The organism is Trinickia sp., assembly GCF_051954495.1.
GTDB lineage: Bacteria > Pseudomonadota > Gammaproteobacteria > Burkholderiales > Burkholderiaceae > Trinickia.
In genome coordinates this window covers 24,103-39,086 of the sequence record NZ_JBQCHR010000088.1, presented here as the reverse complement: position 1 = coordinate 39,086, position 14,984 = coordinate 24,103, and the positions used below count along the sequence as shown (strand labels likewise).

Genomic DNA, 14,984 nt, shown 5'->3' with positions numbered 1-14,984 from the left:
GAAGATGCAGCTGCGGGCGGAAACGCGCGCCCAGTGAATCGGCTCCGGTGCGCGTTTCGAGGCCGAGCACTTGGATGACCTCCCTCGTTCGAGGTCGGGCAGGCGTGCCGCTCGTCCTCGATGACGATGCGGCCGCTGCTTTACTGCTCCGTCGGCTGGGCGTGCCGGACTAATCGTTTAGGCGTTTAAGCCGCGAGTTTGGCGGCCGCTTCTTCGACGAGCGTACGCGGGATCGACAGTTCCTCTAGCCATGCCTCCGCATAGACGCTGCCCGTTTCGCGCTCGAGCCGCGCGATCGTGGCGGCGTTGCGCGTCGTGTCCTTGGGTGTCGCGAGGAACGGCTTGATCGATTCGCCGGCCTTGAACGCGTCGAACAGCGGCACGCGGATGTCGTCGGGCAGTGCGCGCGTCCATTGATACGTCTTGCCGTTGAACGTCAGCGCGGGCGGCAACGCGCGTTCTTTCTTCGTCGCGGCGATGAGGCCATAGGCGCGCGCGGCCTCGCCGATCTGCTCGGGTGAGAACAGTTCGTCGGGTGTGATTTCGAACTGAGCGATGTGAGCTTCGATCGCTTGCATAGCGGCGGCGCGGTCGTCGCGCTTTTGCTGCGCGCGTTCGACGATGGTGCGCAACTCGTCGGCTTCTTCGCCGGTGATGGTGAAGCTGGCTTGCTTTTGCTGAAGTTCGGAAAAGCGCTGGAATTCGAGATCGGTCAGAAGTTTTGCCATGAGGTAGAACGACGGCGCGCGCGGATGGACCGCGCGTGCGTTTTTTGAAGGGTCGCCATTCTAGCGCCCATTGGCCCGTCGATCTAGCTTCGGCGAGCATTTCCCGCGCGGGCATCAGGCGCTTTCGTCGCCGCTCTGTTGCTGCTCGTGGTGGGGCAACGCCGCGTTCGGACCGTCGCCGACGCGGTTGACCGTACCCTGGGCGAGGGCGACGAGCGTTTCCTTTTCGCCGTCCAAGACATACACGCGGCATTGGCAGATCGCATGCCCGCGCCCGGCGTAAATCAATTCGGCGCGCGCGAGCAGCGTGCCGCGCACGGCGGGCCTCAGGTAGTTGATCTTGTATTCGCCCATGACGACGCGCGGCCCCAACGCCAGCGCGCCGGCGAACGTCAGGGCGTTGTCGGCCAGATAGCTCGTGACGCCGCCGTGCACGAATCCGTGCTGCTGGCGCAACTCGTCGCGGATCGGCAGCCGCAGCGTCACTTCGCGCTCGCCGATTTTCACGAGTTCCGTGCCGAGCAGCACGCTGAACGGCTGTGCATGGAGCGCGCCGCGCGCCAAATCCAAAAGCTCGGTCATGCCGTGCCCCTTCGGGGCAAGGCCCCGTGTCGTCTCGCGTTCCACTCTAGGAAGGGGAAGCGCATTGCGTCAAGGAAGCGAATGGAGCGCGGGCCTGCAAAGGCCCGACGGCCACGCGCCTTTTGCGGTTCTTCGAAAAACGGCGATCGCGCTTGAGTGCTCGCCGCCAACCTCAAGCATGCCGCCGGATTGCCGTAAACCCTTATGCCGCCGTACCGGTCTTTTCTTTCGTTTTTATTTCGGATGTTCTAGATGTTCAGCAAGTTCAAGCTCGCCTCCGGCCTGTTATCCGTCTTGGCCGCATTCTGTCTGCTCCAACTCGTCACAGGCGGCATCGGTTTCTGGTTCCTGACCAGCACGCACGACGACGTGGGTCAACTCTCGAACGTGGCCCTCGTGCAAGTCAACGCCGTCAACGAAACCACGCAGCACCTGATGGACGCGCGCATCAACCTGTCGCGCGCCGGCACGCGCATGGTCGGCGGCGGCGCGGAACCCGCCCCGATCGTTCAGCATGCCCGCGAGCAGCTTGCGCTCGCGGACCAGTCGTTCGCGCGATTCACCGACGCGCCCAAAACGAGCGACGAAGATCGCGCGCATGCAGCCGCACTGGCCGAGAAGTACCAAGCGCTGCACACGGCGCTCGGCGAACTCGTGCAGTATCTCGACAGCAACAACGTCAAAGCTTTCCTCGATCAGCCCACACAGTCGTTTCAAGACGCGTTCATCAACGAGCAACGCGCCTTTACCCAGTACGGCGACGCGCAAAGCAAGGTATCGCTCGATTCGATCGATTCGCGCCTGGCGATGTTTCGCGGCGTGAGCCTGGCCATTCTCGCGGCGTTGCTCTTTGGTACGGCCACCGTGTACGTCGGCCTCAAGCGCGGCGTCGTAGCGCCGCTCGAGGAAGCGGTGCGTCACTTCGAGCGCATTGCGCGCGGTAAGCTCGTCGAGCCCATCGCCTCGCGCGGTACGAACGAAATCGGCCGGCTGTTCGCCGGGCTGGCGCATATGCAGTCGAGCGTCGCTCAGACGGTGAAGACGGTGCGCGACGCCGCCGATTCGATCCATATCGGCGCCGACGAAATCGCGACGGGCAACGCCGACTTGTCGGCGCGGACCGAAACCCAAGCCGCCTCGCTCGAGGAAACGGCCTCCAGCATGGAAGAACTGACGGCCACCGTGCGCCAAAACGCCGAGCACGCGCGCGAAGCCCACACGCTCGCCGACGATGCATTGCGTTCGACGTCCGAAGGCGCGAGCGTGGTGGACAGCGTCGTCGACAAGATGCGAGGTATCGCGCAAAGTTCGGACCGCATCGCCGAGATCATCAGCGTCATCGACGGCATTGCGTTCCAGACGAACATTCTCGCGCTGAACGCGGCCGTCGAGGCGGCGCGCGCGGGCGAGCAGGGGCGCGGCTTCGCCGTCGTGGCCGGCGAGGTGCGCGGCCTCGCGCAACGCAGCGCGCAATCGGCCAAGGAAATCAAGGCGCTCATCAGTGAATCGGTGGCGCAGATCGGCGGCGGATCGGAACTCGTCGAGCGTGCGGGCGATGCCATGCAGAAGGTGTCGGCATCGATCTCGCGCGTCGCGCAGGTAATGGGGGAGATCAGCGCCTCCTCGCACGAGCAAAGCACCGGCATCGACCAGGTCAACCAGGCCGTCGTGCAGATGGACCGCATGACGCAGCAAAACGCGGCCCTCGTCGAACAGGCCGCCGCCGCGGCGTCTTCGCTGCACGATCAAACGCGGCAACTCAAGGACGCCGTGTCGGTGTTCGACATCGCCCCGGCCGTGCTCGGCGATGCGCGTTTCGCGGGCCTGGCCCAGGCGGCCGCCCGCTAGCCCCGACTGCTAGATCGGCAGCGCCGCGTAAGCCGTCGCGAGGTGATACGGCGTGGTCGACGGCATGTCGGCCCGCGCTACCGTCCCGTCGGGCGCGATGCACTCGTACCAGCCCCGGGCGTGTAAAAAGCGCGCTTGAAAGCGCGGAATTTGCAGGGCGAGCGTTTCCAGGTCCTCGTCGCGCCCGCGCGTGGCGAGCGCGCGCAAATATTCCGTCTGCGCCCAAATCCGTTGCGTCGAATCCTTGACGCCCCCGCTTTCGTCGAGCGCGGCGCAAACCCCTCCCGTGGCCCGATCGACGCCGTGGCGCTGCGCGAAATCGAACGCCCGAGCGAGGTGCGCTTCGAGCCCCGATTGCGCGAGCACCGGCCCCGCCCGCTTGACCAGATAAAACCACTCGAATTGATGTCCGGGCTCGAGCCGGTTGTCGGCGCTGCCGATGGGCAATTCGGCGATCGAACCGGTTGCTTCATGAACGAAGCGGTCGGCCACGGCATCGGCTAAACGCGCAAGCGCGGTTTCGAAGTCCGGCGCACCGGTCGTTTCGTAAGCCGAAAGGTAGGCTTCGGTCAAATGCATGAGCGGGTTCTGCAGCGGCCCGGTGCGCACGGTGGAAAAATCGGCGTCCAGCGCGGCATGCAGCAGCGCACCGCCGGATTCGGCGAAACGCGCCTGGACGAGCGAAGCCGTATCGTCGATCACCCGCAACGCATCGCGATCGCCCGAGGCCGTGGCGTAGTGCGCGCAGGCGAAGATCACGAACGCGTGCGTGTAGAGATCCTTCGTGGTGTCGAGCGGCTTGCCTTTTGCGTCCACACTGTAAAACCATCCGCCGTGCGTCGGATCGTAAAAATACCGGCGCATGGCATGAAAGAGTTGCTCGGCATGCGCGACTTCGCCGGATTGCGAAAAGACGAACAATTGCCGCGCGCACGCCATGGCGCGGTAGCGCAAGGCGGGCAGCGGCGCATGATCGTCGGCCCCGACGGCCTCGTACGGTAATTGCAAGGTACTGTTGAATCCGGGGCCACGCCAGATCAGCAGGACGGTTTGCGCGAAATGCGCGCGCAGGGCGGCGGCTTCGGCCGCGATCGAACGATCGATCGAAAGTGTCATGATGCGTTTTGACTGGGCGACGGAACGACGCACGCTTGCCGCGGCGTCGCGAGAAGCGCCAAGGATAATGCAAAGGCGCGGCGCGGGGCAGGCCGGCCAACCACCAGGGAGGGCTGGACCATGTTGAGCAACGTCGAACTCGTCTTGCGATTGATTCTCGCCGCCGTGCTCGGCAGCGTCATTGGGTTTGAGCGCGAGCGACAGTCCTGGGCCGCCGGCCTGCGCACGCACATGCTGGTTTGCGTCGGTGCGGCCCTCGTCATGATCGTGTCGCAGTTCGGCTTTGCCGACGTGCTGGGCCGCCCGAACGTCGTGCTCGATCCGTCGCGGATCGCCGCCCAGGTCGTCTCCGGCATCGGGTTTCTCGGAGCGGGCGCCATCTTGCTGCGCGGCGAGGTGATACGCGGATTGACGACCGCGGCGAGCGTATGGTCGGTCGCGGCCGTCGGGCTGGCCGCCGGCGCGGGGCTGAACACGGCCGCGATCGCGGCGACCATCATCATTCTCGCGATTCTTGCGGGGATGAAGCCGATCGAGCGACGCTACATCTCCGTCCGCCAGCGGCGGCGCGTGTCCGTGCGCGCCGATCGGGGCGCGCTGACGCTCGACTCCTTGCGCGCGATCTTGGGCCCCGCGAGCGAGCGTGTGAAGCAATTCATCGTCCAGCAGAGCGAGGAGGCGCCCGACTGCGACGACATCGATATCGGCTTCGCCCGGGTGCCTCCGACCGAGTTCGAACGGCTGTGCCATGTGCTGCGCAACGCGCCCGGGGTGCGCTCGCTCAGGGAGGAATTCGAAAACGGCGAATTCAGCGTGAACGGGAACGGGAGCGAAGACGCGAGGGCCGATGGCCGTTGATCTGGGGGCCCACCGCGGACCGATCGTGAGACAATGCCGCGTTCGCAATATGCCTGATCACGATTCCAATGAGCCGCGCCCGGCCGCGGCCGCCACCATACGCCATGGCAGATTCCGTAGTATCCCCGTCTTCCCGCTCCAAAGGTTCTTCGCCCGCCAAGGGCCGGTCGCGCGCTGCGGCGTCGGGCGACGATCGTCGGCCCGCGCGGTCCGCGATCGAGCCTGAGCTGCCTGGCTCGCCCGCGTTGCCCGACTTGCTCGGGTCGCCGCAGACGGGTGTCGAACCCGGCGACGCGGCTCAGCCGCCGCATTTCGACCCACGCCAGGGGACGCTGCTCGGCTTCGAGTTGCCGCCCGATGCGCTGGAGGCGCTAAAGAGCGTAGGTGCGCGGGCCGATGGCGAGGGCGCAGCAACGGCGAATGCGCCGCAGGCCGCGTCCGGGCCCGAAGCGAGCATCGCGCCGAAGAGGCCGCCGGAACTCGTACCGGACGTCGTGCCGACCCCGAGCGCGGGCCGGCGCAAATCGCCGGTCGCCGAACCCGCACTCGCTCCCGCCGATTCGGCTGCAAAGGAAAAAGCAAAGCCGGCGTCTCCTCGTTCGGCTCCGGCGCAGGGCACGGAACCGACAGCGTCCGTTCATGGGCAGACCGGTCCTGCGCCGGATCACGAGAGTCAGACGTTGTTGTCGCCGGGCGCTGCGCTCGCCAGCGTGCGTCGGCAGAACGCGCGCGGATTGGGCGATGCGATCCGCGTGGGCGGCTCAACGCCCATGTCTAGCGCGGGCGCGGATGCCGGCGACGCCGAGCGGCCCCAGCCCTCTCCAAATGCGTTGTCGGCGTTTCTTGTCACGCCGGCCGCCGCCGCTGTCTCGGCGTCTGCGCCTGCCTCTGCCGCTTCCACTTTCGCTGCGTCGGGTGCTCCAGCCGCCGCAGCCAGTCTCTCGGCCACGGACACCGACGATAGCGCCGCGCGCACTTGGAGCGCGGCGTCCGCCGCGTCCACGCGAACGCTCGCTTCCATGCACGAGGCGCTGGAGCAAGAGCGCCATGCCGCGGAGCTGCGCTGGCGACGCACGCGAAACTGGCTGGCCTTGGCGCTGGCTGGGGTGGCGTTATTAGTGGTGGCCTCGATCGCGCAGACCGTGGCGATGATCGGATTTGCCCGTCGGGCCGACGCGGCGCAGCAGCAAGCGCAGTTGGCGATGACCGAGCAGCAAGCCGCGCTGGCGAGCCTGGCGAGCGCCACGTCGGCGTTGTCCGCCCGCATGCCGGCGCCGCCCGACGCAGGAGCCGCCGCCGATGCCGCGACCCCCTCGGGCGTGGCCCAGCCGCAGGCGAAGCACGCCAAGCCTGTTCACGTCCGGCGTCTTAAAGACAAGGGTAAGGATAAAGATCAGGCCAGGCCCGGCGCTTCCCGCTGATCGAGGGGAGCCGATCGGCGCCCTGAAGTCGCGACACCGACCCACTTTAGGGCGCGGCCTTCAGAGCGAGTCAGGTGCGCGCCTTACCCCCGCTGGACCCCCTTCCACCGTTTGAGCAGCAACGCGTTGGTCACGACGCTGACGCTCGAGAACGCCATCGCCGCGCCGGCCAGCATCGGATTGAGCAAGCCGAGCGCCGCGAGCGGAATGCCGACCAAGTTGTAGATGAACGCCCAAAACAGGTTCTGCTGAATCTTCCGGTACGTTCGGCGCGAGATGTCGATCGCGTCGGCCACGAGCGCCGGATCGCCGCGCATGAGGGTGATGCCGGCCGCGTGCATGGCAACGTCGGTGCCCGTGGCGAGCGCGATGCCGATGTCGGCCGCGGCAAGCGCGGGTGCGTCGTTGATGCCGTCGCCTGCCATCGCGACCGTTCGGCCGGTGCGCGCTTTCAACCGCGCGACGATCCCTGCCTTGTCCTCCGGCAAAACTTGCGCGTAAAACTCGTCGATGCCGAGCGCGGCTGCTACGCCAGCCGCCGCGCCGCGGTTGTCGCCGGTCACCAGTACGCTCTTGACGCCGCGCGCGGCCAGTTGCTCGACGGCGGCGCGTGCGGTCGGTTTGAGGCTGTCGCCGAACGCGATCAGTGCGAGTGCGCTTGCCGGCGTACTTCCCTGCGCCTGCCGGATCAGCCACGAAACGGTATTGCCCGCGGCTTCGAGCGCTGCCGCGCGTTCGCGTGCATGAGCCGGCGGCTCAACGCCGAGCTCGTCGAGCCAGCGCCCGTTGCCGACGCAAAACATCGCACCGTCGATTTGCGCTTGCATGCCGCGCCCCGCGACGGCTTGCGCCTGCGAGCCGGCGTACACGGTTCTACGTCCGGTGGCCGCGCCGGAAGGCTCACTCGGGTCGACGCCCGCCTCGGCGTGCTCTCCCGCGTCGTATTCGGCCAGGAGCGCGCGCGCCAGCGGATGGTCGCTGCCGCGTTCGACGGCCGCGGCGAGCGCGAGCGCGTCCTCGCGCGAGATGCCAAGCGGCTCCAGCGCGACGAGCCGCGGCTTGCCGACCGTCAGCGTGCCGGTCTTGTCGAAGGCGACAACGGACACGCGCTGCGCGAGTTCGAGCGCTTCGGCATCCTTGATGAGCACGCCGTGCCGCGCGGCGACGCCCGTGCCGGCCATGATCGCGGCCGGCGTCGCGAGCCCGAGCGCGCAGGGGCAGGCGATGACGAGCACCGACACCGCGTCGAGAATCGCCGTTTCGGCCGACGCGCCGGCGAGCAGCCAGCCGGCGAGCGTCGCCGCGGCCAGCACGAGGATGGCCGGCACGAACACCGCGCTGACGCGGTCGACGAGCCGCTGGATCGGCGCCTTCTCGGCTTGCGCGCTTTCGACGAGGCGGATGATGCGGGCCAGCGTCGTCTCGGCGCCCGTGGCGCGCGTCGTCACCTCGAGCGTGCCTTCGCCGTTGATCGACCCGGCTGTCACGTGCTCGCCCGGCCCTTTCGCCACGGGCAGGCTCTCGCCGGTCACGAGCGATTCGTCGACGTGCGTGCGCCCCGCCGCGATCACGCCGTCGACCGGCACCCGCTCGCCTGGCCTAACCACGACCACCATGCCGACTCGCACCTGCGCGAGCGGCACTTCGCGCTCGCGGCCGGATGCATCCTTGATGTGGGCGCGATCGGGCCGCAACGCGTTGAGCGCGCGAATCGCGTCCGTCGTCTCCCGTTTAGCGCGCGCTTCGAGCCACTTGCCTAGCCGCACGAGCGTAATGACGACCGCCGACGCTTCGAAATACAGATGCATTGCGTCGCCCGGGCGGGCGATCGTCTGCCAGACGCTCAGGCCGTAGGCCGCCGATGTGCCCAGCGCGACGAGCAAGTCCATATTGCCCGCCCGCGCGCGCACGGCGCGATAGGCGCTCACGTAGAAGCGCGCGCCGCAGATGAACTGGACGATGCTGGCCAGCACGAGCTGCAGCCACGCGGGGAGGGCGACATCAAAGCCGAACGGCGCCGTCAGCATCGGCAGCATGAGCGGTGCGCTGAGCAGCGCCGAGCCCGCAACCGCCGCGAGTTCGCGTCGGGCTTGCCGCGCCCGGTCGCTTGTAACGGATGGCGGGGCGCTCGCCTCGGCGCCGGGCGTTTGGGGCTCCCCCGCGACGGGCCGGGCGTCGTAGCCCGCATCGACGACGGCTTTGACCAGCCGGTCGACGTCGGCGGACGTGAGCGGCGCTTGCGCGCGCACGCTCGCCCGCTCGGTGGCGAGATTGACGGAAGCGGCCGTCACGCCGGGCACGCGCGCAAGCGCCTTTTCAACGCGCGCGGCGCACGAGGCGCAGGTCATGCCTTCGATGTCGAATTCAGCGGTCGGCGCGTCAAAGGCGCCGGGGGCAGTTAGGTCGGTCATGATCGTCGAACTCATGGAAAAGGCGGGCGTCGTGCAATGGAATGCCATATCGGCACTATCGACCTTCCCATGATTGGAAGGTCAAGCGCCTTCTTTTCTTTCGCCTGTCGAACGAGCGTAGCGGATACAGTGTGGGATTGTTTTGACGAAGGTCGTCGATCCGATACCGGGCGCGTCCGTTGCGCCTTTATGCTCGGGATTCGGATGGTCCTTGCTTCGCGGACGCGGATACGATACAACGCTCTCGCGATTCGACGATGAATCGACGTGGCGCACGATCCTGGCCGGATCGCGTATTGCCCCACGGCGACGGCGGAGTGGGCCGCCGGCCGCTACAAACACACCGTACCTATGACAACAAAAACACGAAAATCGCTACTGCCCGCGGGGGCGCGCTACTGGGTGGCTTGCATGGCTACCGTCATCTTCGCGGGTTGCGCCGCAACGCCGAAGGCGCCGCCCGCGGCGCATGCGACCGGCTGGACGCAGGACGAGGTCGTCGACTCCTACGTCTTCGGCTACCCGCTCGTCGTGATGGCGACGGCGCGCGCCGCGGCGCTGGCCGGGGATGGAACCGACGCGGGCGCCGCGCTCAACACGCTGCGGCCGGTCGCGGCCAATGCGGCGGACGACAATCTGCCGCCGCTGGCCGACGTCGATACCTTATCCGCGAACGCCTGGCTCGATGTATCGCAGGAGCCGGTCGTCATCTCCCTGCCGGACACGCACGGGCGCTTTCTGGATGCCCGAGTGCTCGATATGTGGACGAACGTCGTCTGGTCGACGGGGCCGAGCGCCAATGCGCGCACGGGCGCACCCAAGCCGCAGACGATTGCGCTCGTCGGGCCCGGATGGAGCGGCCAACTGCCGTCGGGCGTGGAACGGGTGGATGCGCCGGCCAGCAACCTCTGGCTCGGCGTGCGCATCGCCGCGCTCGATGCCCGTGCCTTGCCTTGGGCCCGCCGGCTGCAAAGCGAGGTGCGCGTCGCGCCCTTGTCGGTCTATCTTGCCGACGAACACCCGCGTCATGCCGCGCGCGGCAAGCATGCGAGCCGCGACCGTCGTGTCGGGAAGGCGCGCGCCGACGACGTGCAAGAAAGCATCGCCGAAGCTTCGACGGGATTGGCCGCGAACGCGGCAGCCGTGGCGCGGCTCGACGCGAACGGCTTCTTCGGCAAATTGGCGGAGGCCCTGCGCGAGAATCCGCCGTCGACCGACGACGACCACGCGCTCAAGGTGCTGGCCGATATCGGCGTGAAGCCGGGCGAAGCCGTCCGATTCCCGAACGGCTCCGCTGACGCCATCGCCGCCGGCGTGGCCGAAGGCGCCAAACGCGTCCAGACGCCGCCCGTCAATGCCGTCTCGGGCAATGGCTGGGCTTGGAGCGGCGCCGGCACGGGCCGTTACGGCGACGACTACGCGCTGCGCGCCTATGCAACCAGCGCGCACCCGGGCGCCGCGACCGAGCAAGATGAAGCCTTCCCGACCGCCACGGTGGACAGCGACGGACAGCCGCTCGACGGCAGCCACGATTATGTGATGCACTTTGCAGCGAAAGCGCTGCCGCCCGTCCGCGCCTATTGGACGATCACCGCCTATACGTCGGACGGCGCCTTGGCGCCCGGACGCCTGCCGCATCGCTCGATCGACTCGCACGATCGGCTGCGGCGCAACCGTGACGGTTCGATCGACCTCTATGTTTCGTCGAAGTCGCCCGGACGCGCGCGCGTATCGAATTGGCTGCCGGCGCCGCAGGGGCCGTTCGAACTCGTGATGCGGCTCTATGCGCCGCGGCCGAGCGCGATGGACGGAAGCTGGCTGCCGCCGAAACTCGAGCGGCGCTGATGCGAACGCGCGCAGGGCGGGTATAGATCCATTGGAGCGGGGGCGAACGAGTTTGAACGGAGCGGTGCAATGACGAATGAACCGAAGGGCGGGACGCTGGGCCGCCTCGGGGAGAAGATGCGCTCACGCGGCGCGCGCCGCACGCTGATTGGCGTCGTGATCGCCGTTGCGCTGTACGGCTTGCTCGGTTTTTTCGCGGCGCCGCCGCTCATTCGGCACGTTGCCGAGCGTCAGCTCGGCGAAGCTTTGGGCCGTCCAGCGACGATTCGTCATGTGGCGCTCAATCCTTATACCCTTCGGCTGGAAGCGGACGGCGTGCGCCTGGGCGAGCGCGGCAATGCCGGCGATTTCGCCTCGATCGAACGCTTGGTCGTGCGCGTGTCGTGGATGACGCTGCTGCGCTTTGCGCCGATCGTCACCGAACTGCGCGTCGATTCGCCGCGCGTGAATGTCGTCCGCTACGACGCACAGCGCTTCAACTTCAGCGATATCGCTGAAAAATTCGCGACGCCGTCGAAGCCGCAAGCCGGCCCGACGTTGTTCTCTCTGTCCAACATCGCGGTCGAGAATGGCCGCGTCGATTTCGACGATCGGCTGCTCGGCGCCCGTCACGTCGTCGACCAGCTCGCGCTCGGCGTGCCGTTCATCGCCACGCTGCCCTCGCAAACCGACATCTTCGTCGATCCGCGGTTTTCTGCCCGTATCGACGGCAGCCCGATCGACATCCGCGGCAGGACCAAGCCGTTTGCCGCTTCCCGCGAATCGGATGTGACGCTGACCTTCGGCGATCTCGACGTGCCGCGCCTGCTGTCCTACGTCCCGACGAAACTGCCGCTCGAGGTGCAAAGCGGCAAGCTGGCCGGCGATCTCAAGTTGCGATTCCTGATGTCGGCCGACAAGCCGACCCTGACGATCACGGGAACGGCCGATTTGACCGATGCCCGGATCGTCGACGCCGCGCATGCGCCGTTCTTTTCGGCTCACGCGCTGCACGTCGCGGCGGGGGGGCTTGCGCCGCTGGCGGGCGTGTATCGGTTCGACGAGATTCGGCTGGATCAGCCGTCGCTGCATCTCACCCGCGAGCATTCGGGCGAACTCGGCATCATGCGCGCCTTCGCGGCCGCTTCGTCCGCCGATGCGGCGCGGCAGGCGAGTGCATCGGCGGCTGTCGTTGCGACATCGGCTTCCGGGGCGCCCGGTGCCTCCGCGGCGCCGGGCGCTTCGACGCCCACGCCGGCCGCCGCTGCGTCGGCTCCCGCCACCGCCGCCACCCAGCCCGCTGCGCTCGACGTATCGATCAAGCATCTCGCGTTGAACGACGGCGACATCGCCCTCGAAGATCGCGTGCCAGATCGGCCCGTCTCACTCGATCTGACTGCGCTCACCGCCACGCTCGACGATTTTTCGACGCTCGGCACAACCAAGGCGCGATACGCCATCCACACGGCGCTCAAGCAAGGCGGCACGATCGAGGCCGCCGGCGCGCTCGGATTGGCCGCGAAGCACGCCGACGCCAAGCTGTCGCTGGCCGGTCTCGCGTTGCCGCTGGCGCAGCCTTACCTGGACGGCGTGACGAGCGCGCGCATCGTGGACGGCAAACTCGGCGCTTCGCTGCCGCTCGACGCCGACTGGTCTGCCCCGGATACGCGCCTGCGCGTGGGGGCGGGCGAGTTGACGCTCGATTCGCTGAAGATAACGGGAGCCGATGCGGCCAAGGGCGCCGCGCCCGCCGTTGCGCTCGCGAAAGGACGCATCGCGCTCAAAAGTGTGGATGTGGCCGCACGCTCCGCCGATATCGACCGTGTCGAGGCGACAGGGCTCGCCGTGACGGGTGTGCGCGACAAGGCGGGCCGCATCGACCTCGCCGAGCTGGCGCAGCCGCCGAGAGCGGCTCGCCCCGCCGAAGCGGCGTCGCATAAACCGGCCACCGCGCATGAACGCTCGCGCGAGCGCGGGCGCGAGCCGCACGCCGGCGACAGCGCCCATGGAGCGACCAAACCGAGCAGCGCGAATGTCAACGCCAAGGCCGACGCCGCCCAGCCCGGCTGGCGCTATCGCATCGGCGAACTCGCGCTCAAGGATGGGTCGGCCGACATCACCGACGAAACTGCGCCCAAGCCCGCGAAGCTGCATGTCGCGCCGATCCAGCTCGAGGTGCGCAACGTCACCGAGGACCTGAGCCACCCGCTCTCCGTCAAGCTCGAAACGTCGCTGAACGGCAAAGGCACGTTGAACGTGAGCGGCGATCTCGTCCCGAGCCCGCTCGCCGCCACGCTGACGGTCGAGGCGAATCGGCTCGACCTATCGCCTGTCGAGCCTTACTTCGGCAGCGGACTGAACGCAAAGATCGCGAGCGCCGAGCTCAATGCGCGCGGCCAATTGAAGGCTGCGATGCCCAACAGCGGTGCGCCGTCGTATGCGTATCGCGGGTTCGCCTCGCTCGTCGACGTGCGCCTGCTCGACCGCACCACTTCGGCGCCGCTGGCCGGCTGGCGCACGCTCGGGATCGGCGGCATCAACGCTCGCTACGACGAACACGGCATCAATCTCGATATCGCGCGCGTCACGTTTGCGCGCTTTTTCGGCCGTGTGCTGCTCGACCCGCAAGGCAAGCTGAATTTGAACGACGTGCTCGCTCAACAGCGCGAAGCGTCGCAGACGGCCGGCGCGTCCAAGCAGAAGGCTTCGACGACCACTGCCCACGTCGAAACGGCGCCGCCGGCTACGGCTTCCACGCCGCTGCATGCGCGTATCGGCCAGGTGGTGCTCGAGCAGGGGCACGTGAACTACACCGACGACTTCGTCAAGCCGAACTACACGGCCGATCTCGTCGACATCACGGGCACGATCGGAACGTTCGGCACCGAGGTGGCCACGCCCGCGCCGGTCGACATCAGCGCGAGCTTGGCCGACAACGGCCCCGTTGCGATCCGCGGCAAGGCCAACCCGCTCGCGCAAAAGCCTTCGCTCGACCTGACCGCGAGCGCGCACGATATCGGGCTCAAGCACCTGACGCCGTATTCGCTCAAATACGCGGGTTACCCGATCGAGAAGGGCAGCTTGAACGTCGATCTGCACTACAAGCTCGAGAACGACCAGCTCACCGCGGAAAACCATCTGTTCATCGATCAGCTGACGTTCGGCGAACACGTCGAGAACGACACCGAAACGCACTTGCCCGTGCGTCTCGCGATTTCCTTGCTGAAGAACTCGCGCGGCCAGATCGACGTCAACATTCCCGTCTCCGGTTCGCTGTCGAATCCGCAGTTCAGCTTGGGCAGCTTGATTTGGAGCGCCGTCGCGCACTTGATCGAGCGAGCCGTGACGGCGCCGTTCTCGCTGCTCGCGAACGCGCTCGGCGGCGGCGCGCATGGGTCGGCTAGCGCGGAGCAATTGCAGTACATCGCGTTCGCGCCCGGCTCGGCCGCGCTGACCGATTCGTCGCGCGAAAAACTCGATACGCTAGCGAAGCTGCTGAGCGAGAAGCCCGAAGTGAAGCTGGACCTAAGCGGCCGCGCCGACGCCAACATCGACACGCAAGGACTCAAGCTTGCGTACGTCGACGACCTCGTCAAGAAGGAGAAGGCGAAAGCGTCGGGCGGTGCACAGGCCGACCTGTCGACGGTGACGCTCACGCCCGAAGAATACAGCCGCTATCTGAAGCAGGCGTACATGGATGCCGATTTCAAGAAGCCACGAAATTTCGTAGGTCTGACGAAGACGCTGCCGGATGAAGACATGAAGCGAGCGCTCGCTTTCCATGCGAAGGTGGACGACACGAGTCTGCACGCGCTTGCCGATCAACGCGCGCAGAACGTGCGGCGATACCTGAGCGAGAAGGTCGATGCGAATCGGCTTGTGATCCTCGCGCCGCATTTCGGCACGGAAGGCCTGAAGGACAACGGCCCGTCGAGCCGCGTGGACTTGACTCCGGCGACCTGATACACTTTTCTCACACGTATCTTTCTCAATCACACTCAACCACTTAGGGAGGCATTCGATGTTCGACACTACGCTTGCGGCCATCCCAAACGTGGCACGAGTCCCTCTGCGCGACATGCGACGCTGACGTCGCGATTCTCGTCGCCGCGTTCGGCCGGGTTCGCCCGGCAAGCAAACCGGCTCTCATCATTTCTCGATAGTTCGCCGCGGTAAGCGGTGTGCTGCTGTCGTTG

The 14,984-nt window shown here is 67.1% G+C and carries 9 protein-coding genes; 5 read left to right on the top strand and 4 right to left on the bottom strand.

Going from position 1 to position 14,984, the window contains the following annotated elements:
- Nucleotides 1-185 precede the first annotated feature (185 nt).
- Nucleotides 186-728: a hypothetical protein gene (locus ACTHNR_RS12390; RefSeq protein ID WP_440547918.1), complete on the bottom strand. Its 543-nt coding sequence runs from the start codon at nucleotides 726-728 to the stop codon at nucleotides 186-188.
- A 114-nt stretch (nucleotides 729-842) separates the two neighbouring features.
- Nucleotides 843-1,310, bottom strand: a complete 468-nt coding sequence (locus ACTHNR_RS12385) for a PaaI family thioesterase (RefSeq protein ID WP_440547917.1) — start codon at nucleotides 1,308-1,310, stop codon at nucleotides 843-845.
- A gap of 252 nt (nucleotides 1,311-1,562) precedes the next feature.
- Between ACTHNR_RS12385 and ACTHNR_RS12380 the strand changes: the two genes are divergently transcribed.
- Nucleotides 1,563-3,158 (top strand): methyl-accepting chemotaxis protein, encoded by a 1,596-nt coding sequence (locus ACTHNR_RS12380; RefSeq protein WP_440547916.1) that lies wholly within the window; start codon nucleotides 1,563-1,565, stop codon nucleotides 3,156-3,158.
- 9 nt (nucleotides 3,159-3,167) lie between these two features.
- Here ACTHNR_RS12380 and ACTHNR_RS12375 read toward each other — a convergent pair whose 3' ends face one another.
- Nucleotides 3,168-4,274, bottom strand: a complete 1,107-nt coding sequence (locus tag ACTHNR_RS12375; RefSeq protein ID WP_440547915.1) for an AGE family epimerase/isomerase — start codon at nucleotides 4,272-4,274, stop codon at nucleotides 3,168-3,170.
- A 120-nt stretch (nucleotides 4,275-4,394) separates the two neighbouring features.
- On the opposite strand from ACTHNR_RS12375, the gene ACTHNR_RS12370 reads away from it, so the two are divergent.
- Both ACTHNR_RS12370 and ACTHNR_RS12365 read left to right on the top strand, forming a co-directional pair.
- Nucleotides 4,395-5,132 (top strand): MgtC/SapB family protein, encoded by a 738-nt coding sequence (locus tag ACTHNR_RS12370; RefSeq protein WP_440547914.1) that lies wholly within the window; start codon nucleotides 4,395-4,397, stop codon nucleotides 5,130-5,132.
- 104 nt (nucleotides 5,133-5,236) lie between these two features.
- On the top strand, nucleotides 5,237-6,553 hold the full coding sequence (locus ACTHNR_RS12365; RefSeq protein WP_440547913.1) for a hypothetical protein: 1,317 nt from the start codon (nucleotides 5,237-5,239) through the stop codon (nucleotides 6,551-6,553).
- Nucleotides 6,554-6,636: 83 nt separating this feature from the next.
- On the opposite strand, the gene ACTHNR_RS12360 is transcribed toward ACTHNR_RS12365, so the two are convergent.
- Nucleotides 6,637-8,964: a heavy metal translocating P-type ATPase gene (locus ACTHNR_RS12360; protein ID WP_440547912.1), complete on the bottom strand. Its 2,328-nt coding sequence runs from the start codon at nucleotides 8,962-8,964 to the stop codon at nucleotides 6,637-6,639.
- A gap of 351 nt (nucleotides 8,965-9,315) precedes the next feature.
- Here ACTHNR_RS12360 and ACTHNR_RS12355 point away from each other — a divergent pair, with 351 nt between their 5' ends.
- Both ACTHNR_RS12355 and ACTHNR_RS12350 read left to right on the top strand, forming a co-directional pair.
- The gene (locus tag ACTHNR_RS12355; protein ID WP_440547911.1) at nucleotides 9,316-10,809 is read left to right on the top strand and encodes a DUF1254 domain-containing protein; all 1,494 of its coding nucleotides are present in this window, start codon (nucleotides 9,316-9,318) and stop codon (nucleotides 10,807-10,809) included.
- A 69-nt stretch (nucleotides 10,810-10,878) separates the two neighbouring features.
- Nucleotides 10,879-14,751 carry a DUF748 domain-containing protein gene (locus tag ACTHNR_RS12350; protein ID WP_440547910.1) on the top strand — a complete coding sequence of 1,291 codons (3,873 nt, stop codon included), beginning with the start codon at nucleotides 10,879-10,881 and terminating at the stop codon, nucleotides 14,749-14,751.
- Nucleotides 14,752-14,984: the final 233 nt, after the last annotated feature.